The sequence below is a fragment of the Comamonas antarctica genome (assembly GCF_013363755.1).
Lineage (GTDB): Bacteria > Pseudomonadota > Gammaproteobacteria > Burkholderiales > Burkholderiaceae_C > Comamonas > Comamonas antarctica.
On the sequence record NZ_CP054840.1, the window covers coordinates 3,990,112 to 4,010,387 of the forward strand.

Annotated in this window: 15 protein-coding genes and 1 pseudogene; 9 read left to right on the forward strand and 7 right to left on the reverse strand. The window is 68.7% G+C overall.

Annotated features, from left to right (window positions below):
- Window positions 1-143: 143 nt before the first annotated feature.
- From HUK68_RS18600 to HUK68_RS18625, 6 genes and pseudogenes are all read left to right on the forward strand, one after another.
- A pseudogene (locus tag HUK68_RS18600) lies at window positions 144-821 on the forward strand (ATP-binding protein); the annotation flags it as partial.
- Window positions 822-1,089: 268 nt separating this feature from the next.
- Window positions 1,090-1,563, forward strand: a complete 474-nt coding sequence (locus tag HUK68_RS18605; protein WP_175505539.1) for a MarR family winged helix-turn-helix transcriptional regulator — start codon at window positions 1,090-1,092, stop codon at window positions 1,561-1,563.
- 90 nt (window positions 1,564-1,653) lie between these two features.
- Window positions 1,654-2,436: a crotonase/enoyl-CoA hydratase family protein gene (locus HUK68_RS18610; protein WP_175505540.1), complete on the forward strand. Its 783-nt coding sequence runs from the start codon at window positions 1,654-1,656 to the stop codon at window positions 2,434-2,436.
- A gap of 9 nt (window positions 2,437-2,445) precedes the next feature.
- Window positions 2,446-4,329, forward strand: coding sequence for a feruloyl-CoA synthase (locus HUK68_RS18615; RefSeq protein WP_175505541.1), 1,884 nt, complete (start codon window positions 2,446-2,448; stop codon window positions 4,327-4,329).
- Window positions 4,330-4,341: 12 nt separating this feature from the next.
- Window positions 4,342-5,127 (forward strand): SDR family NAD(P)-dependent oxidoreductase, encoded by a 786-nt coding sequence (locus tag HUK68_RS18620; protein ID WP_175505542.1) that lies wholly within the window; start codon window positions 4,342-4,344, stop codon window positions 5,125-5,127.
- 44 nt (window positions 5,128-5,171) lie between these two features.
- Window positions 5,172-6,161: a Bug family tripartite tricarboxylate transporter substrate binding protein gene (locus tag HUK68_RS18625; RefSeq protein WP_175505543.1), complete on the forward strand. Its 990-nt coding sequence runs from the start codon at window positions 5,172-5,174 to the stop codon at window positions 6,159-6,161.
- An 18-nt stretch (window positions 6,162-6,179) separates the two neighbouring features.
- Here HUK68_RS18625 and HUK68_RS18630 read toward each other — a convergent pair whose 3' ends face one another.
- Window positions 6,180-8,141 (reverse strand): acid phosphatase, encoded by a 1,962-nt coding sequence (locus HUK68_RS18630; RefSeq protein ID WP_175505544.1) that lies wholly within the window; start codon window positions 8,139-8,141, stop codon window positions 6,180-6,182.
- Between the two features lie 176 nt (window positions 8,142-8,317).
- On the opposite strand from HUK68_RS18630, the gene HUK68_RS18635 reads away from it, so the two are divergent.
- Entirely contained in the window at window positions 8,318-9,535 is a 1,218-nt protein-coding gene (locus HUK68_RS18635; protein ID WP_175505545.1) for a YbfB/YjiJ family MFS transporter, read from the forward strand.
- Here HUK68_RS18635 and HUK68_RS18640 read toward each other — a convergent pair.
- From HUK68_RS18640 to HUK68_RS18655, 4 genes are read right to left on the reverse strand one after another with little or no spacing between them, the layout of a single operon-like run.
- Window positions 9,532-10,260, reverse strand: coding sequence for an ABC transporter ATP-binding protein (locus tag HUK68_RS18640; RefSeq protein ID WP_175505546.1), 729 nt, complete (start codon window positions 10,258-10,260; stop codon window positions 9,532-9,534). The genes HUK68_RS18635 and HUK68_RS18640 overlap by 4 nt on opposite strands.
- Window positions 10,257-11,021: an ABC transporter ATP-binding protein gene (locus tag HUK68_RS18645; RefSeq protein ID WP_175505547.1), complete on the reverse strand. Its 765-nt coding sequence runs from the start codon at window positions 11,019-11,021 to the stop codon at window positions 10,257-10,259. The genes HUK68_RS18640 and HUK68_RS18645 overlap by 4 nt, the downstream gene beginning before the upstream one ends.
- Window positions 11,018-12,913, reverse strand: a complete 1,896-nt coding sequence (locus tag HUK68_RS18650) for an ABC transporter permease (RefSeq protein WP_175505548.1) — start codon at window positions 12,911-12,913, stop codon at window positions 11,018-11,020. The genes HUK68_RS18645 and HUK68_RS18650 overlap by 4 nt, the downstream gene beginning before the upstream one ends.
- 18 nt (window positions 12,914-12,931) lie before the next feature.
- Complete coding sequence (locus tag HUK68_RS18655; RefSeq protein ID WP_175505549.1) at window positions 12,932-14,140, reverse strand: ABC transporter substrate-binding protein; 1,209 nt, start codon at window positions 14,138-14,140, stop codon at window positions 12,932-12,934.
- A 185-nt stretch (window positions 14,141-14,325) separates the two neighbouring features.
- On the opposite strand from HUK68_RS18655, the gene HUK68_RS18660 reads away from it, so the two are divergent.
- Window positions 14,326-15,099: a ferredoxin--NADP reductase gene (locus HUK68_RS18660; protein ID WP_175505550.1), complete on the forward strand. Its 774-nt coding sequence runs from the start codon at window positions 14,326-14,328 to the stop codon at window positions 15,097-15,099.
- Window positions 15,100-15,129: 30 nt separating this feature from the next.
- Here the strand turns inward: HUK68_RS18660 and HUK68_RS18665 are convergent, their stop codons facing one another.
- Complete coding sequence (locus tag HUK68_RS18665) at window positions 15,130-16,218, reverse strand: YihY/virulence factor BrkB family protein (protein ID WP_175505551.1); 1,089 nt, start codon at window positions 16,216-16,218, stop codon at window positions 15,130-15,132.
- Window positions 16,219-16,404: 186 nt separating this feature from the next.
- Between HUK68_RS18665 and HUK68_RS18670 the strand changes: the two genes are divergently transcribed.
- Entirely contained in the window at window positions 16,405-17,367 is a 963-nt protein-coding gene (locus HUK68_RS18670; RefSeq protein WP_175505552.1) for a 2-hydroxyacid dehydrogenase, read from the forward strand.
- 145 nt (window positions 17,368-17,512) lie between these two features.
- Here the strand turns inward: HUK68_RS18670 and metH are convergent, their stop codons facing one another.
- The gene (metH, locus tag HUK68_RS18675) at window positions 17,513-20,251 is read right to left on the reverse strand and encodes a methionine synthase (RefSeq protein WP_208458674.1); all 2,739 of its coding nucleotides are present in this window, start codon (window positions 20,249-20,251) and stop codon (window positions 17,513-17,515) included.
- Between the last annotated feature and the right edge of the window lie 25 nt (window positions 20,252-20,276).

The window sequence follows — 20,276 nt, forward strand, 5'->3', positions numbered from 1 at the left end:
ACGGTGGGGTTGTCTCTTCTATTTAGCAAAGTCCTCTCTCCAGTCTCATCTATTTGACATGAAACAGTCTCATCAATTCATGAAAAAATCAGCTAACCCTTTGTGGCGCAACGGAATCAGTCTCATCAATTACATCATCTCACAGGGGCTCGCCGCCGCGCCCGGGCGAGATCTCGCTGGCGCACCATGGCGTGCTGTTTCTCGACGAGTTCCCGGAGTTCAGCCGCGCCGCGCTCGAGGCGCTGCGCGAGCCGCTCGAGACCGGCCGCATCACCATTGCGCGCGCCGCGCAGCGCGCCGAATTTCCGGCACGCTTCCAGCTGATCGCCGCGATGAACCCCTGCCCCTGCGGCTTCTGGGGCTCGGCGCAGCAGCGCTGCCGCTGCACGCCCGACCAGGTGGCGCGCTACCAGCGCAAGCTCAGCGGGCCGCTGCTCGACCGCATCGACCTGCATGTCGAAGTGCCGGCGCTGCCCGCGGCGCAGTTGCTGGCCGCCAGCCGCGCCGATGCGACCCAGGCAGAGTCGACGGCCCAGATCCGCGCCCGCGTGGTGCGCGCGCATGCGCTGGCGTGCGAACGCCAGGGCATCCCCAACCAGGGCCTGCAGGGCCCGGCCATCGACCGCCACCTGCAGCTCGCGCCCGCGGCCAAGACGCTGGTGCAATCGGCGGCCGCGCGCCTGGGCTGGTCGGGCCGCAGCCTGCACCGCGTGCTCAAGGTGGCGCGCACCATTGCCGATCTTGCCGACAGCGCGCACACCGAGACGCCGCATGTGGCCGAGGCAGTGCAGTACCGGCGCGCGCTGCTGGCGCCGCAGTAGCCGCATTAGCCGCATTAGCCGGCTTCGCGCTTCGATTTCCTTCGATCGCCGCCAGCCGGGCGGTGGCGGAAACTCCCACCCTTCGACAGGCTCAGGGCGAACGGTGGGGTCGACAGGCTCAGGACGAACGGGAGGTCGGCAGGGCCAGGACGGACGGGGGTCGACAGACTCAGCGTGAACGGTGGGCGCATCGACAGGTCACGCAGGTAGGCCACGCCCGGTGGAAACCAGCTATTGCGCGCTTGCCCTGGCGCGGCACAATCGCCGCATGCCAAGCGCCAAAACCCTTTCTCCCGCGGTAGCGATCGACATCGTGGATGCCGTCAACACCGACTTCCTGCGCACGCTGGTCGGCTACAACGCGCGGCGTGCATCGCTGTCGATCATCGAGGTCTTCACCGAGCGCATGGCGGTCTACGGGCTCAAGGTCGTGGATTTCTCGCTGCTCAACCTGGTGGCGCACAACGCCGGCATCACCTCGCGCCAGGTCTGCGCCAGCCTCAACATCCTGCCGCCGAACCTGGTGAGCCTGGTGGGCGTGCTGGAAAAGCGCAGCCTGCTGGTGCGCCGCCCCCATCCCTACGATGGGCGTGCCATGGGCCTGTACCTGACCGAGGAAGGCCAGGCGCTGAACGCGCAGGCCGAGCAGACCGTCAGTGCGCTCGAGATCGACGCCACCGACCGGCTCACGGCGCAGGAACGCAAGACGCTGATCCGGCTGCTGCAGAAAATCTACGACTGACCCGGCGCGGGTATATCCCAGGTCCAAAGCTGCTTTTCTCGCTTGATATGGTTATGAAAGATAACCAAAATCAAACGCCAGGAGAGCCCCATGACCCACCCTGACATCCATTTCGAGCTGCGTGGCGACGCGCAGGAGATTGCCGTGATCCGGCTGGCGCGCGACGCCAAGCGCAATGCGCTGAGCGACGGCCTGATCCTGGCCTTGCGCGATATCTTCGAGACCCTGCCGGCCAGCGTGCGCGCCGCGGTGATCGATGGCGAAGGCCCGCATTTCTGCGCCGGGCTGGATCTTGCCGAGCTGCAGGAGCGCGATGCGGCCCAGGGCCTGCACCATTCGCGCATGTGGCATGCGGCGCTCGAGCGCGTGCAGTTCGGGCCGGTGCCGGTGATTGCGGCGCTGCATGGCGCCGTGGTCGGCGGCGGCCTGGAACTTGCCAGCGCCTGCCATATCCGCGTCGCCGATGCCACGACCTTCTATGCACTGCCCGAGGGCTCGCGCGGCATCTTCGTCGGCGGCGGCGGCTCGGTGCGCATCCCGAAGCTGATCGGCGCGGCGCGCATGGCCGACATGATGCTCACCGGCCGTGTCTATGACGCGCAGGAGGGCGAGCGCATCGGCATGGCGCAGTACCTGGTGCCCGAAGGCCAGGCCTTCGACAAGGCCTGCGCGCTCGCTCTGCGCGTGGCGCAGAACGCGCCGCTGACCAATTACGCGCTGGTCCAGGCGCTGCCGCGCATCGCCGAGCAGCCCGCGGACCAGGGCTATTTCACCGAGGCCATGATGGCCGCGATCGCGCAGAGCGCGCCCGAGGCCAAGCAGCGCCTGGGCGACTTTCTCGCGGGCCACGCAGCCAAGGTCGGCAAGTCTTGAGGAGGCGCCATGTCCGCTCTTGCCCTGCCCCGTGAAACCACTGCCGTGCGCTACCGTCCCATGGCCTTTGGCGTGACGCGCGTCACGCTGCGCGAAGGTGCGCCAGGCGTGCGCTATCTCGATGCCGAACTGCCGCTGGGCGACTATGCGCTGCGCGTCACCGACTACCTGCGCCACTGGGCCGCGGCCACGCCCGAAGCCAGCTTTCTCGCGCGCCGCCGCCGGCGCCCCGACGGCAGCAGCGGCGAATGGCAGCATCTGCGCTATGGCGAAGCGCTGGCGGCCGCGCGCCGCATCGGCCAGGCGCTGCTCGATCGCGGCCTCGATGCCGAGCGCCCCGTACTGATCCTGAGCGAGAACAGCCTTGAACACGGCTTGATGGCGCTGGGTTGCATGTATGCGGGCGTGCCCTATTGCCCGGTGTCGACGGCCTATGCCACGGCGAGCCAGGATTTCGCCAAGCTGCAGCATGTGCTGCAGACGCTCACGCCGGGCCTGGTGCTGGCGGCCGACGGCGCGCGCTTCGGCGCGGCCATTGCAGCGACCGTGCCGCGCGATGTCGAAGTGGTGCTGGTCGAAGGACGGCTCGAAGGCCGCGAAACCACGGCATTTGCGCAGCTGCTGGCCACCGAGGCCACGCCGGCCATCGATGCCGCGATGCAGGCCACGGGCCCCGACACCATCGTCAAGTTCCTGTTCACCTCGGGCTCGACCAAGCTGCCCAAGTCGGTGATCAACACCCAGCGCATGTGGTGCGCGAACCTGCAGCAGATCACGCTGTCGCTGCCGGCGCTGGCCGAGGCGCCGCCGGTGCTGGTCGACTGGCTGCCGTGGAACCACACCTTTGGCGGCAACCACAATGTCGGCCTGGTGCTGCAGCATGGCGGCACGCTCTACATCGACGACGGCAAGCCCACGCCGGCGCTGATGTACGAGACGCTGCGCAACCTGCGCGAGATCGCGCCCACGGTGTACTTCAACGTGCCCACGGGCTTCGAGCAGATCGCGCATGCGCTGCAGACCGATGCGCAGCTGCGCGCGACGCTGCTGTCGCGCGTGCGCTTTTTCTTCTACTCGGGCGCGGGCCTGGCGCAGCCGGTGTGGGACAGCCTGCATGCGACGCAGGAAGCCGCGCTGGGCGAACGCATCATCATGGCCACGGGCCTGGGCATGACCGAGTCGGCGCCGTCGGCGCTGTTCGTCAACAGCCACGACGTCACGGCCGGCGACATCGGCAGCCCGGTGCCGGGCACGACGGTGAAGCTGGTCGAGACCGAGGGCAAGACCGAGGTGCGCTACCGCGGCCCCAACATCACGCCCGGCTACTGGCGCAATGCCGAGGCCACGCGCGCCGCGTTCGACGACGAAGGCTTTCTGTGCACCGGCGACGCGGTGCGCTGGATCGATCCGGACAACCTGCACCGCGGCCTGCGCTTCGACGGCCGCATCGCCGAGGATTTCAAGCTGGCCACGGGCACCTTCGTGAGCGTCGGGCCGCTGCGCGCCAGGGTGCTGGCCGCGGGCGCGCCCTATCTGCAGGACGTGGTCGTCACCGGCCTGAACCGCAACGAAGTCGGGCTGCTGATGTTTGCCGCGCCGCGCTGCCGCGAACTGAGCGGGCTGGGCGCCGACGCGCCCTGGGCCGAGGTGCTGGCCAGCGCCGGCGTGCGCGGGCAGATGCAGTCCCTGCTCGATCAGCTCGCGCGCCAGGCGACCGGCAGCGCCAGCCGCGTGGCGCGCGCGCTGCTGCTGGCCGAGCCACCGTCGCTGGACCGCGGCGAGATCACCGACAAGGGTTCAGTCAACCAGCGCGCGGTGCTGAGCCACCGCGCGGCGGTCGTCGACGCGCTGCATGAGGGCAGCGCCGGCGGCATTCTTTTCCCGCAAACCTGAGGCAAGCACAGCATGCAGATCCAAGGACATACCGCACTCGTCACCGGCGGCGCTTCGGGCCTGGGCGAAGCCACGGCACGCGAACTCGCGCGCCTGGGCGCCAAGGTCGCGATTCTCGACCGCAACCTCGAAGCCGCCGAACGCGTGGCCGCCGGGATCAACGCCGCGCATGGCAGCGGCCGCGCCCTCGCCTGCGCCTGCGACATCACAGACACCGCCAGCGTCACGGCCGCGCTGGCCGTGGCCGAGGCGGCGCTGGGCGCGGCGCGCATGCTCATGAACGTGGCCGGCATCGGCAGCGCCAAGCGCATCGTGCAGCGCGACGGCAGCGCCGCGCCGCTCGAGGATTTCACGCGCGTGATCAATGTCAACCTGATCGGCGCCTACAACGTGAGCCGGCTGTTTGCCGCGGCCTGCGCCAGGCTCGCGCCGCTGGACGGCGGCGAACGCGGGGTGATGCTGTTCACGGCCTCGGTCGCGGCCTTCGACGGCCAGGTGGGCCAGCAGGCCTACAGCGCCTCCAAGGCCGGACTGGCGGGCATGACGCTGCCCATGGCGCGCGATCTGGCGCAGCACGGCATCCGTGTCTGCACCATCGCGCCCGGGCTGTTCGCCACGCCGCTGATGCAGGAGTTGCCCGAAAGCGTGCAGCAGTCGCTGGCGGCGAGCATTCCGTTCCCGCCACGCCTGGGCAAGCCCGAGGAGTTCGCGCAGCTCGCCACCCAGGTCGTGACCAACGGCCACCTGAATGGAGAAGTGATACGCCTCGATGGCGCGCTGCGCATGGCGCCGCGCTGAGCCCCCGTTCCCGCCCGTCAATGACAAGCACAAGAGGAGACAACATGACGACACGACGCGAGTTCATCCACACCCTGGGCGCCGGCGCGGCGCTGGCCGCGCTGCAGCCGCTGGCGGCGCAGGCCCAGGCCGTGGAGCAGGTGAAGATCTACTACGGCTTTCCCGCGGGCAGCGCGGGCGACAACGTGGCGCGGCGCGTGGGCGAGAAGCTCGCGGGCACGGCCTATTCGCGGCATGCCGGCATCGTCGAGAACAAGCCCGGCGCGGGCGGGCGCATTGCGCTGGAGACGCTGAAAACCGCGCCGGCCGACGGCTCGGTGCTGGCGCTGGCCCAGGTCTCGGCGCTCGCCAACTACCCGCACATCTACAGCAAGCTGAACTACAGCGCGCAGGACTTCGCGCCGGTATCGATCGGCGCGATCATGCACCACGGCCTGGCCGTCGGGCCGCTGGTGCCGGCCGGCGTCAAGAGCGTCAAGGACTATCTGGCCTGGGCCAAGGCGCACCCCGATCTGGCCAACTACGGCTCGCCCGGCGCGGGCACCACACCGCACTTCCTCGGCGCGCTGCTGGGCATCAACAGCGGCGTGGCGCTCAAGCATGTGCCCTACCGCGGCACCGTGCCGGCCGTGACCGATACCGTGGCCGGGCAGATCGCCTCGGTGGTCGGCCCCTGCGGCGACTTCCTCGCCAACGCCAAGGCCGGCAAGATGCGCATTCTCGCCACCTCGGGCCCGCAGCGCTTCCCCTCGCTGCCCGACGTGCCGACGTTTGCCGAAGCCGGCTTCCCCGAACTCACGACCGAGGAATGGTTCGGCTTCTACGCGCCCGCCAAGACGCCGGCCAGGGTGCTGGCCGAAGCCAATGCCGCGATCAACGCCGCGCTCAAGGAAAAGAGCGTGACCGACAGCCTGGCCATCATGGGCTTGATCCCGCACGGCACCACGGCGGCCGAGATGGAGCGCTGGCAGAAGGCGGAATATGCGCACTGGGGGCCGATCATCAAGAAGATCGGCTTCACCGCCGATTCCTGAGGCCCCGAATGCCGTGCGTTACTGCACGCGCAGGCCCATGCCGCCGGCCTCATAGACCGGGCTGGCGTTCACGCCCGCGGGCAGCTCGATGCGGCCGAACCGGCCCAGCAGCGCGCCGGCCTGGATCACCGGGATGACCTGGCCCGCGCTGGTGCCGGCGCCGAAGTGCACGCGAAGCAGGCTGCCCGTGCCCAGCGTGGCCTTGCCGGCGACCTGCAGCGCCGCGGCGTTGCCGGCCGTGACTTCAAGCACCGCGTCGCCGGCCTGGGTGAAGTCGGCGCCGGCCTTGGCGGCGGTGCCCGCGGCGATCTTCAAGGTGCCCGTGCCATCGAGATGGACCACACCCTGTCCCAGCGCGCCGGCGCTGGCGGCCACCAGCGTGCCGGCCTGGACCTGGGTGCCGCCGCTGTAGGCATTGCTGCCGGCCAGTGTCAGGCTGCCCGTGCCCAGCTTGGTCAGCTTGCCCGCGCCGCCAATGGCATTGCGCCAGGTGTCGGCCGCGTGGAAGCCGCCGCGGCTCGCGTCCATGGTCACGGCCACGTCGCCGTTGAAGGCGCCAAAGCCGTCGGCCGCGGCAAACAGGTTCAGGCGGCCGAAGCCTTCGGCGTCATCCATGGCCGGATAGCCCGACGCAATGGCCGTGGTCTTGAGCACCACGCGGCGCTGCTCGGGGCTCAGATAGGGCAGGCGCGTCTCCAGCAGCACTTCGGCGCCCTTGGGCACCACGGCGGCCTTGCCGGCGGCACCGGTCTGCGCGAAGTCAAAGGTCAGGCGGTGGCGGTAGCTGGCCGCGGCCGCGGCGTGGTCGATACCCGGCACCTGCGCCGCGGCGAGGAATTCGGCGTCCGTCTTCGCGCTGGCTTCGGCGCGCAGCGCCTGCTGCGCCTGCGCGTAGGCGGCAGCGCGCGACTCGGGCGTGGCGGCGTAGATATTGCCCAGCGCCGAAGCCTGGCCCAGCACGCGGCCGCCCATCACGTCCAGCGGCGAGTGCATGCCGGCGACGATGCGGTTCTCGCCCAGCTCCAGCCCGCGCGCCAGCATTTCCTGGAAGCGCTCGGGCACCACGTAGGCCATGGCAATCGCATTGCGCACCGATTCGGCCGTGTGGCCGCTGGGAAAGCCGCCATCGGTGGCGGGCGTGCCGCTGCGCGCGGGCAGCAGCGTCGGCTGGACCACCACGCCGTTGCTCCAGCGCCAGGGCCGCGCGTACTTGTAGAAGCGCTTAGCGGGCTCGGTCGAGGCGTTGCTGCCCATGCTCTGCACGAAGGCAATCACCTGGCCGAACTCGGGGTTGGCCGCGCCGGCCACGCCGGTGTTGTTGCCGCCGTCGTTGTAGACCTGGGTGCTCGCATCCGTGGGGATGTCGTTGATGGTCGTGGTCTGGCGCGCCAGCTTGCGCCAGGCGCCGGTGAACGGGCCCATGCCGTCGGTCACGCTGTAGTTCTTGCCGCGGCGGTCGTCGTAGTAGGCGGCAATCGCCTGCTCGGCCGTGCGCTGCACGGTGATGCGCGTCGAGAAGGCGATGTTTTCCGCGTGCGCGACGGCGTTCACCACCGTGCCGTCGGGCGATGTGCCGGGCACGCCGCTCCAGGCCGAAGCGGTCACGGCGGGGCAGCCATTGGCGGCCGCGAGGTTCACGCCGGCATCGACGATCTGCGTGCTGGGGGTCCAGATGTCGAGAAAGCCGGAGAGCACGCGCACGCCCGCATTCGTCGCCACGCCGACCATGCAGGGGTTGTCGCGCTGGTTGGTGTGGGCGTAGTCGACGAAGGCCGGCACGTCGGGCAGGGGAGCACTGTCGGTATAGCCCAGGCCCGCGGGCGCGGCGGGGATCACCACGGGCGCGGTCTCGACGACGTCTTCGGCCACCGGGGCGTTGTCGCCACCGCAGGCGGAAAGGGCAAGAAGCGTGGCCAGCACGGACGCGCGCAGGGTCCAGACGGCAGGCGCCGCGGCGCCGGAGAAGCTGCTGTGAAGCATTTGATAGGGGTCGCTGACGATGGAAGTGCCGCCACCCTAAGGCGCTTGCATGAAAATTTCATGACGTCCCGTTGGCGCATGTGGGCGCCCAGGCGACAGCCAAGGCTTGCCATTGCGCGCCGGCACGCGCAAGCTTCCACCGCGGCGCCGTACCGCGCATCATCCAGACCCGCCCTGTGATCCAACGCCACGAACTCCCCCTGCTTCTCACCGGCCTGATGGCCACGCTGTGCGGCGTCGGCCTGAGCCGCATGGCCTTCACCGCGCTGATGCCGGCGCTGGTGCAGGCCCACTGGTTCAGTCCCGACCAGGCGGCCTATCTGGGCGCGGCCACGCTGCTGGGCTATCTGGTGGGCGCGCTTGGCGCGCATGGGCTCACCGAGCGCTGGAGCGTGCCGCGCGTGCTGCTGGGCAGCTTCATGGCGGTGACGCTGAGCTTTGCGCTGTCGGCCGTGCCGCAGCCGTTTGCGCTGTTCTTTGCCTGGCGCTGCCTGGCCGGCATGGCTGCGGCGGTGCTGATGGTCATCGGCCCGTCGGCGGCGATGGCGGCGCTGCCGACGGCACGGCGCGCGGCGCTGGGGCCGGTGCTGTTCGCGGGCGTGGGCATGGGCGCGCTGATGTCGGCCACGCTGGTGCCGGCACTGGTGCGGCTCGACCTGTTCTGGACCTGGGTGGCGCTGGCGCTGGTGTCGGCGCTGTGCGGCTGGTGGGGCTGGCGCAGCAGCCAGCGGATTCCCGCAGCGGCCGCGCGGCTGGCCCGGCAGCAGCCCGCGGTGGCGGCGCCGCTGCCCAATGCCGCACCCGGCAAGGCCTGGCTGCTGCCGGTGCTGTGGCTGCTCGCGGCCTATGCCTGCGATGCCGCGGGCTTTGTGCCGCATACCGTGTTCTGGGTCGACTATCTCGCGCGCGAACGCCAGCTGGGCACGGCCTTCGGCGCGCTGCAGTGGGGGCTGTTCGGCCTGGGCGCGCTGCTCGGGCCGATCGCCACGGCCGCCTGCGCCGCGCGCTGGGACTGGCACCGCGCCGTGGTCGGCGGCATGGCGCTCAAGACCCTCGCCGTCTGCATCCCCGTGGTGCTGCCGTGGGCGCTGCTGCACGGGCCAGCGCCCACGCTGCAGCTGGTTGCCTATGGAGTGTCATCGTTCATCGTCGGCGCGCTGTCGCCGGGCATGGCCGCACTGACTTCAGGACGCCTGCTGCAGCTGGTCGGGCCGCTCGCGCACAAGCGCATCTGGGGCTATGCGACGGCAGCGTTCGCGCTGGCCCAGGCGCTGTCGGGCACGGGCATGGCCTGGCTCTACGCGCAGTCGCACATTTACCAGCCGCTGTTCGCGCTGGCCGCGGGCGTGCTGGCGCTGGGTACGCTGCTGGCCTGGGCCAGCCGCTCGCGCTAGATGCCTAGGTAAGCCTTGCGCACCGCCAGGTTGCCCTGCAGCTCCTGCATGCTGCTGGCGTAGCGGATCTGGCCTTTTTCCAGCACATAGGCGCGGTCGGCCACGGCTTCGCAAAACGGCAGGTTCTGCTCCGACAGCAGGATGCCGATGCCCTCGGCCTTGAGCGCCAGGATGGTCTGCGCCATCTGCTCGACGATCAGCGGCGCCACGCCTTCCGAGGGCTCGTCGAGCAGCACCAGCAGCGGCTGGCCCATCAGCGTGCGCGCCACCGACAGCATCTGCTGCTCGCCGCCGCTCATGCGCCCGCCCGCGCGGTCGGGCATTTCGCCGAGGTTGGGAAACAGCGTGAACAGGCGCTCGGGCGTCCAGTGTGGCGCGGCGCGGCCGTCGGGCCAGTGGCGCGGCGCCTGGCGGCCGACCTCGAGGTTCTCGCGCACCGTGAGATCGGTGAAGATGCGCCGGTCCTCGGGCACATAGCCCAGGCCCAGCCGTGCGATGCGGTAGGCCGGCCAGCCGTCGATGGACTGACCCATGCAGCGCACCTGGCCGCTGCGCCGCGCCAGCAGGCCGGCAATGGCCTTGAGCGTGGTCGACTTGCCCGCGCCATTGCGGCCCATCAGCGCCACGACCTCGCCCGGCCCGACATCGAGCGCGATGTCCTGCAGGATCTGCGCCGCGCCATACCAGCCGCCCAGGCCGCTGACTTCGAGAAGCGGTGCCGTCATTGCCTGCGCCTTCCAAGAATCTGTCCATTGCCCAGATAGGCCTGCTGCACGCGCGCATCGCGCTGGATCGCTTCGGGCGTGCCCTCGGCCAGCAGCCGGCCGCGCACCAGCACCAGCACGCGGTCGGCCTGGCCGAATACCACGTCCATGCTGTGCTCGGTGAACAGCACGCCCATCTGCCGCTCCTTGGCCAGCGCGCGCGTGAGCGCCATCAGCGCCAGCCGCTCGGCCGGCGCCATGCCGGCCGTGGGTTCATCCATCAGCAGCAGTTGCGGACCATGCGCCAGCGCCATCGCCAGCTCCACGCGCTTGACGTCGCCATAGGCCAGCGCGCTGCAGGGCCGGTCGGCTTGGTTCCCCATGCCCACGCGCTCGAGCAGCGCCAGCGCATCACCACGCCGGTGGCCCGCGGCGCGGCGCCAGAACGCAAACACCTTGCGGTCGGCCGACAGCAGCGCCATCTGCACGTTCTCGACCACGCTCAGCGAGGCAAACGTCGCGGCGATCTGGAAGGTGCGGCCCACGTCGCGGCGCCAGATCGCGCGCGGCGACAGGCCCGCGATCTCCTGGCCGGCGAGCCGCACCGAACCGCTGTCGGGCGCGAGCTGGCCGCCGACCAGGTTGAAGGTGGTCGACTTGCCCGCGCCGTTCGGCCCGATCAGCGCCAGCAGCTCGCCCTTGCCCAGCGTGAAATCCACGCCGTCGACGGCCTTGACGCCGCCAAAGGCCTTGTTCAGCCCCGTGACCTGCAGCAGGCTCATGCGCGCGCCCTCCGGCGCTGCCACGCACTCTGCAGCTGCTGCGCGAAGCCGGCAAGGCCCTGCGGAAACAGCAGCACCAGCGCCAGCATGACCGCGCCCAGCAGCGCGCGCCAGTAATCGGTCTCGCGCGCAATGGTGTCGTGCAGCCAGGTGAACACGCCCGCGCCGACCAGCGGCCCGGCCAGCGCCTGCACGCCGCCCAGCAGCACCATCACCAGCGCATCGACGGATTTCGTCACCGACAGGCTGTCGGGCGAGATGCTGCCCTTGGAGAACACGAACAGCGCGCCCGCGAGTCCGGCAAACAGCCCGGCGATCACGAAGCCCGCCCACTGCACGCGGCGTACGTCGATGCCTATGGCCTCGGCGCGCAGCGCCGAGTCGCGCGCCGCGCGCAGCGCCAGGCCCAGCGGCGCGAACAGCATGCGCCACAGCGCGAAGACGCCCGCCGCGACCAGCGCCAGCGTGAGCCAGTAATAGGCCGCGCCCTGGCTGGCCCAGTCGCTGGGCCAGACGCCGGTCAGGCCGTTGCTGCCGCCCGTGAGCGCATCCCACTGGAAGCAGATGGCCCAGGTGATCTGCGCGAACGCCAGCGTGAGCATGGTCAGGTAGACACCCGACAGCCGCACGCAGAACCAGCCGAACAGCAGGGCGCCGCCGGCCGCGGCCAGCGGTGCGAGCAGCAGCGCGGCTTCCATGGACAGGCCGCTGCTGCGCACCAGCAGCGCCGCCGCATACGCGCCCAGGCCGAAGTAGGCCGCGTGGCCGAACGAATGCATGCCGCCGGGCCCGAGAATCGCATGCAGGCTCGCGGCAAACAGCGCCATGATCAGGATGTCGGTCAGCAGCACCAGCGCATAGCTGCCCGCGCCGGCCAGCAGCGGCAGCGCCGCGAGCAGCGCCAGCCCGGCCCAGCCCGCGGCTTGCCCGCGCGGCCCGGCGCGGCGCAGCGGGGCTTCTGCTTCGCCCAGCGCGCGCGCCGTGGCCTGCGGCCGGCCCATCAGCCCCCAGGGACGCCAGACCAGCACCACCGCCATCACCACGAATTCCACGACCAGCGTCAGCTTGGAAAACGAGATTTCCACGCCGCCGATCTCCACCAGTCCGAGCCAGATGCAGATCGCCTTGAGTTCGGCGATCAAGAGCGCGGCGACAAACGCGCCCGGAATCGAGCCCATGCCGCCGACCACGACCACGACAAATGCCGCGCCTATCGTCAGCAGGTCCATGTCGAGGTGCGCGGGCTCGCGCGGCAACTGCAGCGCGCCGCCCAGGCCGGCGAGCAGCGTGCCCAGTGCAAACACCGCGGTGAACAGCCAGGCCTGGTTGACGCCCAAAGCGCCGACCATCTCGCGGTCCTGCGTCGCGGCGCGCACCAGCGTGCCCCAGCGCGTGCGCGTCAGCAGCAGCGTGAGCAGGCCCAGCACCACGGGGCCGGCCGCGATCAGCAGCAGGTCATAGACCGGGAACTGCCGCCCCAGGATGTCGACCGCGCCTTCGAGCCCGGGCGCGCGCGGGCCGAACAGCTCCTCCGGCCCCCAGAACCACAGCACGCCGTCCTTGATCACCAGCACCAGCGCAAACGTCGCCAGCAGCTGGAACAGCTCGGGCGCCTGGTAGATGCGCCGCAGCAGCAGCATCTCCACCAGCGCGCCCAGCGCCGCCGTCAACAGCGGCGCGAGCAGCAGCGCGGGCCAGAAGCCGATGCTGTCGCCCAGCACGCCGACCAGCGAATAGGCCGCATACAGGCCCAGCATGTAGAACGAGCCATGGGCGAAGTTGATGGTGCGCGTGACGCCGAAGATCAGCGACAGGCCCACCGAGACCAGGAACAGCGACGAGGCGCTGGCCAGGCCATTGAGCAGTTGCACCAGCAGACCGGACAGGCTCATCGCGCTTGCCGCTGCCGCTCAGCGTGCCGAAGCCGGGCGCAATGCGCGCACGGCTTCGTTCGACGGCTGGTAGTCCTTGCCGTCGGCATAGTGGAAGTCCACCATCACGCCATGCTGCAGGCGCTCGTCGTAGGCGGTCTTGCCGACATAGGCGCCCATGGTCGACTGGTTGTCCTCGGGCCGGTAGAAGATGCGGCCGAACGGAATGTCGACTTCCAGGCCCTTGAACGCCGCGATCAGCTTCTCGCTGTCGGCGCTGCCGCCGGTCTTGCGCAGCCCGGCTTCGAGCGACTTGATCGCGCCGTAGCCAACGATGGTGCCCAGGCGCGGATGCTCCTTGTAGCGCTCCTGGTAGGCCTTGAGGAAGGCCTGGTGCTCGGGGGTCTTGATCGCGTACCAGGGATAGCCAGTGACGATCCAGCCCAGCGGCGCTTCCTTCTTCAGCGGCTCGAGGTATTCGGGCTCGCCGGTCAGCAGGCCGACCACTTCGCGGCCCTTGAACAGGCCGCGCGTGTTGCCTTCGCGCACGAACTTGCCCAGGTCGGCCGAGAACAGCACGTTGAAGATCGCATCGGGCTTGGCATCGGCCAGCGCCTGCACCACGCTGCCGGCATCGATCTTGCCCAGCGCCGGCGCCTGCTCGGCGACGAACTCGACATCGGGTTGCGCCTCCTTGAGCAGCTTCTTGAAGGTCGCCACCGCCGACTGGCCGTACTCGTAGTTGGGATAGACGATGGCCCAGCGCTTTTTCTTCAGCTTCGCGGCCTCGGGCACCAGCATCGCGACCTGCATATAGGTCGATCCGCGCAGGCGGTAGGTGTAGCGGTTGCCCTGGGCCCAGACCACCTTGTCGGTAAGGGTTTCGGAGGCCAGGAAGAAGCGCTTTTTCTGCTGCGCGTAATCGGTCAGCGCCAGGCCCACATGCGACAGGAAGCTGCCGGTGAGCACATCGATCTTCTCGCGCGTGTAGAGCTCCTCGGCCGCGCGCACCGCGTCGCCCGGGTTGCCGTTGTCGTCGCGCGTGACCAGCTCGAGCTTCTTGCCGGCAATGCCGCCACCGGCATTGATCTGTTCGACCGCCAGCTCCATGCCCTTCTTGTAGGGCTCGAGAAAGGCCGGCATGGCCTTGTAGCTGTTGATTTCACCGATCTTGATCACGCCTTGCGCGCCTGCCTGGCCTCCCGCCAGGGCCAGCACCGCCGCCATTGTCCACGCCTGCCTCTTCATGCGATTTCCTTAGGTTTGAATACGGACTGGGAATGAAATGTACCCTTAGCGGCGCATATGCCCGACAATGCCCAGGTTTGCCCGCTTGACAGTTGCCCGCCCCGCAGACGCCACCGGCGCGTTTTGCCAGCCAGCTTTGCCCTGCTGCCTCCCGGGTTCCCGCATCACTTCATCCATTTCACGCCATGAGTGCTTTCAACGAAGAACGCGTGCTGTCCGTCCACCACTGGACCGACCGCCTTTTTTCCTTCACCACCACGCGCGACACCTCGCTGCGGTTCTCCAACGGCCATTTCACGATGATCGGCCTGAAGGTGGACGGCAAGAACCTGCTGCGCGCCTACTCGATCGCCAGCCCGAACTACGAGGAGCACCTCGAGTTCCTGTCGATCAAGGTGGACAACGGCCCGCTGACGTCGAAGCTGCAGCACATCCAGGTCGGCGACACCATCATTGTGGGCAAGAAGCCCACGGGCACGCTGCTGATCGACTATCTGCTGCCTGGCAAGAACCTCTACATGATCGGCACCGGCACCGGCCTCGCGCCCTGGCTGTCGGTCGCGCGCGACCCCGAGACCTATGAGAAGTTCGAGAAGGCCGTCGTGGTGCACGGCGTGCGCCAGGTCGAGGAACTGGCCTACCAGCAGCTGTTCGAGAAGGATCTGGGCGAGCACGAGTTCCTCGGCGAGATCGTGCGCGACAAGCTGATCTACTACCCCACCGTGACGCGCGAGCCGTTCCGCAACCAGGGCCGCATCACCGACCTGATCCAGAGCGGCAAGTTCGCTGCCGACATCGGCCTGCCCGAGCTCAACCCCGAAACCGACCGCGTGATGCTGTGCGGCAGCCCGGCCATGCTCGCCGACCTCAAGCAAATGCTCGAGGAACGCGGCTTCAAGGAAGGCAACACCACGACGCCGGGCGACTTCGTGGTCGAACGCGCGTTTGTCGAGAAGTAAGCAATGACGGGGGCTTTGGCCCCCGTGGCGTCAGATGTTCTCTCCCGCGTAGCTGGGCAGCTTGGCCAGCGGGTTGGCGCCGTCCGGACCATCCTGGGCCGGGCTGGATTCGATGGCGGTTTTGCCGGCCGCGCCTGAGCCGGCCGCGCCTGAGCCGGCCGCACCTGAGCCGGCCGCACCTGAGCCGGCCACTCCCTTGCGATCCGCGTCCCTGGACGCGGATTTTCTTTTGCTGCGCGCATCGCAGACCGCCTTGGCGCTGGCCGCCGCAAACAGCAAGATGGCCGAGGAGAAATAGATCCACATCAGCAGCACGACGATCGAGCCGGCCGCGCCATACGCCGACACCACCGCCGCGGTCGACAGGTAGAAGGCCAGGCCCTGCTTGCCCAGCGTGAACAGGATGGCGCCCATGACGGCGCCGAAGATCAGGAAGCGCAGCGGCGGCTTGGGGCCGCTGCCGATGCGCATCAGCCCGACAAACAGCAGCACCGCGATGCCGAAAGCCACGCTTTCGTTGATCAGGCCGATCACCGGCGCAAAGGACGCGATGCCGATGCGGCTGTCGGCCCAGGTCGTGAACATGTGGACCGCGGTGGACAGCACCATCGAGACCAGCAGCAGAAAGCCCAGCGCCAGCACATAGGCCAGGCCACGCAGCCGCAGCGTCGCCATGCGCCACCAGGCCGCCCTTTGCTCGGCGGGCTCCGTCGAGCCCATCTGCCAGAGCTTCTCCAGCGCCGACTGCAGCTCGACGAACACCCCGGTGGCACCCGACAGCAGCAGCACGAAGGCGATGATCGACGCGATCGTGCCCTCGCTGGGCTTTTGCGCGCTGGCCAGCGCGGCCTTCACGACCTCGGCGCCGCGCTCGCCCATGATGCCCTGCACCTGGGCCAGCAGCGTGGTCTCGATATAGGAACGGTCGAGCCACCAGCCCAGCAGGCCGACCAGCAGCAGCAGCAGTGGCGCCAGGCTCAACAGCCCATAGAACGACATGGCCGCGCTCATGCGCAGCCCATCGGCATTCAGCCAGAGCTGGAACGCATCGATCAACGGTTGGATGGGGCGCGTGAGGACACGCGCGCGGCGCAGCAGGGATTCAAGCTTCGGTGGCATGCGCCTATCTTGAACCAGGATGGGCGCTTGCGCTATCAAAAACGCACCTTCGCCCGCCATCGGAATGCATTGTGCGAAGAAAGCTGACACGGCCGGCAGCCGCTGTCCGGGGGGCAAACGCAGCGAGAATGGATGGGCCGGTGGCGCCACCGGCTTTTTTCATTTGCGCACCGAAAGAATTGCCCTATGTCACGTCCTCCCCGCCTGCTGCAAAACGGCGCCATGCCCCTGGCCGCGCTCAACCAGGAACTCGCTGCCCGCTTCGATATCCACCGCCTCGACCAGGAGCCCGACCGCGCTGCCTTCCTGGCCGCGCAGGGCGCCGAGTTCTGCGGCCTGGTCACCTCGGCCGGCATTGGCGCCGATGCCGCGTTGGTGCGCGCGCTGCCCAAGCTGCAGGTGGTGAGCAGCTTCGGCGTGGGCTACGACGCGCTCGATGAAGCCGCACTGGTGGCGCAGAAAGTGCGCGTGGGCTATACGCCCGACGTGCTCAACGATTGCGTGGCCGACCTGGCGTTCGCGCTGCTGCTCGACGTCTCGCGCGGCGTCAGCGCCGCCGACCGCTTCGTGCGCCGCGGCGACTGGGAAAAAGGCCGCTTCGGCCTGCAGACGAGGGTCTCGGGCAAGCGCCTGGGCATCTTCGGCATGGGCCGCATCGGCTCGACCATCGCGCGCCGCGCGTCGGGCTTCGATATGGAAGTCGGCTACCACAACCGCCGTCCGGTCGAAGGCTCGCCGCACCAGTACATGGACTCGCTGCGCGCGCTGGCCGAGTGGGCCGACTACCTGGTGGTGGTGGCCGCGGGCGGCGCGGGCACGCGCCATCTGGTCAACGCCGAAGTGCTCGACGCGCTGGGCCCGCAGGGCTTCCTGGTGAACGTGGCGCGCGGCAGCGTGGTCGATGAAGCCGCGCTGGTACAGGCGCTGCAGCAAAACCGCATTGCCGGCGCCGGCCTCGATGTGTTCGAGGACGAACCGCGCCCGCTGCCCGCGCTGCTCGCACTCGACAACGTGGTGCTGGCCCCGCACATGGCCAGCGGCACGCACGAGACGCGCCGCGCGATGGGCGATCTGGTGCTGGAGAACCTGGAGACGTTCTTTGCGACCGGACGGCCCAAGGCGGAAGTGCCCTGGTCGGCGGCGCTGTAAAGCAGGCCGCTCATCCTTCGACAAGCTCAGGACGAACGGAAAACCGTTCGTGGTGAGCTTGCCTGGACGGCCCCGTCGCACCATGAACGTCCCGCTCCCAAAAAAGGCATCCGATCCGTTGAAAATTCAGGGATGCCTCCCGCCCTCAAGCCAGATTCGGCGCCAGCAGGCTGCGCAACTCTTCCTCTTGCATCCCGCGCCGCTGCGCCATGTCGATCAGTTGGTCGTCCCCGATCTGCCCCACGTTGAAGTAGCTCGCATCGGGGTGGCCCAGATAGAAGCCGCTGACGCTCGAGGCCGGCATCATGGCCAGGCTTTCGGTCAGCGTCAGGCCGACTTCGGGGCATTGCAGCGTCTCGAACAGCGCGATCTTGGCGGTATGGTCCGGGCAGGCCGGATAACCGGGCGCGGGGCGGATGCCCTGGTACTTTTCCTTGATCAGCTCCTCGTTGCTCAGCGACTCGCCGGGCGCGTAGCCCCAGAGATCGGTGCGCACGCGCTGGTGCAGGCATTCGGCAAAGGCTTCGGCCAGGCGGTCGGCCAGTGACTTGAACAGGATGCCCGAGTAGTCGTCGAGCTGGTCGATGAACTCCTGCTCCTTCTTTTCCATGCCCAGGCCCGCGGTGACCGCGAACAGGCCCGCATAGTCCTTGATGCCGCTGTCCTTGGGCGCGACGAAGTCGGACAGGCAGCGGCTTGGGCGCATCACGCCCTCGACGGCCTGCTTCTCGGTCTGCTGGCGCATGCCGTACCAGGTCAGCAGCACTTCGCTGCGGCTCTCGTCGGTGTAGAACTCGATGTCGTCGCCCACGCTGTTGGCGGGGAACAGGCCGATCACGCCGTTGGCCGACAGCCAGCGGCCGCTGATGATCTTCTGCAGCATGGCCTGGCCGTCGGCCATGACCTTGCGCGCCTCGGCGCCGACGATCTCGTCATCGAGAATCGCCGGGTAGGGGCCGGCCAGGTCCCAGGTCTGGAAGAACGGGCCCCAGTCGATGAAGCGCGCGATCTCGTTCAGGTCGAAGTTCCGGAACACGCGCCGGCCCAGCGCGCGCGGCGCGGGCGGCACGCGCGTGAAGTCCACGCGCGTGGCGTTGGCGCGCGCCTTGGCCAGCGGCCACATCGGCGTCTGCTTGCGGTTGGCATGCTGCTGGCGCACCTTGTCGTAGTCGGCTTCGAGCGTCTGCAGATACTCTTCGAGGCCATCGCCCAAAAGGCTCTGCGCCACGCCCACGCTGCGCGAGGCATCGGGCACGTAGATCACCGGGCCTTCGTACTTCGGCGCGATCTTCACCGCGGTGTGCACGCGCGAGCAGGTCGCGCCGCCGATCAGCAGCGGCGTCTGGCGGCTGCGGAAGTACTCGTCCTTCTGCATCTCGCCGGCCACGTACTGCATCTCTTCGAGGCTGGGCGTGATCAGGCCCGACAGGCCGATGATGTCCGCGCCCTCTTGCTTGGCCTTGGCCAGGATCTCGTGGCAGGGCACCATCACGCCCATGTTCACGACCTCGAAGTTGTTGCACTGCAGGACCACGGTGACGATGTTCTTGCCGATATCGTGCACGTCGCCCTTGACGGTGGCGATCACGATCTTGCCCTTGGAGCGCACGTCCTGGCCCGCGGCCTGCTGCTGGCGCTTTTCTTCCTCGATATAGGGCACGAGATGCGCCACGGCCTGCTTCATCACGCGTGCCGACTTGACCACCTGGGGCAGGAACATCTTGCCCGCGCCAAACAGGTCGCCGACGACGTTCATGCCGGCCATCAGCGGGCCTTCGATCACATGCAGCGGCCGGCCGCCCTTGGCCAGCACCTCCTGGTAGGCCTCCTCGGTGTCCTCGGTGATGAAGTCGGTGATGCCATGCACCAGCGCATGCGCCAGGCGCTGCGACACCGTGACCGGGTGGTCGGGCGTGCCGCGCCATTCGAGCTTCTTGCTTTCGTCCTTGGCGCCGCTCTTGGCGGTTTCGGCGATCTCCACCAGGCGCTCGCCGGCATCGGGCCGGCGGTTGAGCACCACGTCCTCGACGCGTTCGCGCAGCACCGGCTCGAGGTCGTCGTAGACGCCGACCATGCCGGCGTTGACGATGCCCATGTCCATCCCCGCCTGGATGGCGTGGTACAGGAACACGGTGTGGATGGCCTCGCGCACCGGGTCGTTGCCGCGGAACGAGAACGACACGTTGGACACGCCGCCCGAGACCTTGGCGCCGGGCAGGTTCTGCTTGATCCAGCGCACGGCCTCGATGAAATCGACGGCGTAGTTGTTGTGTTCCTCGATGCCGGTGGCGACGGCAAAGATGTTCGGGTCGAAGATGATGTCCTCGGGCGCGAAGCCGACCTCATCGACCAGGATGCGGTAGGCGCGCTCGCAGATCTCGATCTTGCGCGCGAAGGTATCGGCCTGGCCCTGCTCGTCGAAGGCCATGACCACGGCCGACGCGCCATAGCGCTTGACCAGCTTGGCCTGCTGCTTGAAGGGCTCGACGCCCTCCTTCATCGAGATCGAGTTGACGATGCCCTTGCCCTGGATGCAGCGCAGCCCGGCCTCGATCACCGCCCATTTCGACGAGTCGACCATGATGGGCACGCGCGCGATGTCGGGTTCGGAGGCGATCAGGTTCAGGAAGCGCACCATCGCGGCTTCGCTGTCGAGCATGGCTTCGTCCATGTTGACGTCGATGACCTGCGCGCCGTTCTCGACCTGCTGGCGCGCGACGGCCAGCGCATCCTCGAACTGGCCGTTGAGGATCAGCCGCGCAAAGGCCTTGGAACCCGTGACATTGGTGCGCTCGCCAATGTTGACGAACAGCGTGTCCTCGCCGACAAACACCGGCTCGAGGCCCGACAGACGCATCGGAGGAATGGAAACTTCAGACGGCATACAACTCACCTGCACAAAACAAGGG

What these genes read in the sequence shown, in the direction of transcription:
- HUK68_RS18605 (WP_175505539.1), top strand. Translation starts at nt 1,090, where the DNA reads ATGCCAAGCGCCAAAACCCTTTCTCCCGCGGTAGCGATCGACATCGTG.
- HUK68_RS18610 (WP_175505540.1), top strand. Translation starts at nt 1,654, where the DNA reads ATGACCCACCCTGACATCCATTTCGAGCTGCGTGGCGACGCGCAGGAG.
- HUK68_RS18615 (WP_175505541.1), top strand. Translation starts at nt 2,446, where the DNA reads ATGTCCGCTCTTGCCCTGCCCCGTGAAACCACTGCCGTGCGCTACCGT.
- HUK68_RS18620 (WP_175505542.1), top strand. Translation starts at nt 4,342, where the DNA reads ATGCAGATCCAAGGACATACCGCACTCGTCACCGGCGGCGCTTCGGGC.
- HUK68_RS18625 (WP_175505543.1), top strand. Translation starts at nt 5,172, where the DNA reads ATGACGACACGACGCGAGTTCATCCACACCCTGGGCGCCGGCGCGGCG.
- HUK68_RS18630 (WP_175505544.1), bottom strand. Translation starts at nt 8,141, where the DNA reads ATGCTTCACAGCAGCTTCTCCGGCGCCGCGGCGCCTGCCGTCTGGACC.
- HUK68_RS18640 (WP_175505546.1), bottom strand. Translation starts at nt 10,260, where the DNA reads ATGACGGCACCGCTTCTCGAAGTCAGCGGCCTGGGCGGCTGGTATGGC.
- HUK68_RS18645 (WP_175505547.1), bottom strand. Translation starts at nt 11,021, where the DNA reads ATGAGCCTGCTGCAGGTCACGGGGCTGAACAAGGCCTTTGGCGGCGTC.
- HUK68_RS18650 (WP_175505548.1), bottom strand. Translation starts at nt 12,913, where the DNA reads ATGAGCCTGTCCGGTCTGCTGGTGCAACTGCTCAATGGCCTGGCCAGC.
- HUK68_RS18655 (WP_175505549.1), bottom strand. Translation starts at nt 14,140, where the DNA reads ATGAAGAGGCAGGCGTGGACAATGGCGGCGGTGCTGGCCCTGGCGGGA.
- HUK68_RS18660 (WP_175505550.1), top strand. Translation starts at nt 14,326, where the DNA reads ATGAGTGCTTTCAACGAAGAACGCGTGCTGTCCGTCCACCACTGGACC.
- HUK68_RS18665 (WP_175505551.1), bottom strand. Translation starts at nt 16,218, where the DNA reads ATGCCACCGAAGCTTGAATCCCTGCTGCGCCGCGCGCGTGTCCTCACG.
- HUK68_RS18670 (WP_175505552.1), top strand. Translation starts at nt 16,405, where the DNA reads ATGTCACGTCCTCCCCGCCTGCTGCAAAACGGCGCCATGCCCCTGGCC.
- metH (WP_208458674.1), bottom strand. Translation starts at nt 20,251, where the DNA reads ATGCCGTCTGAAGTTTCCATTCCTCCGATGCGTCTGTCGGGCCTCGAG.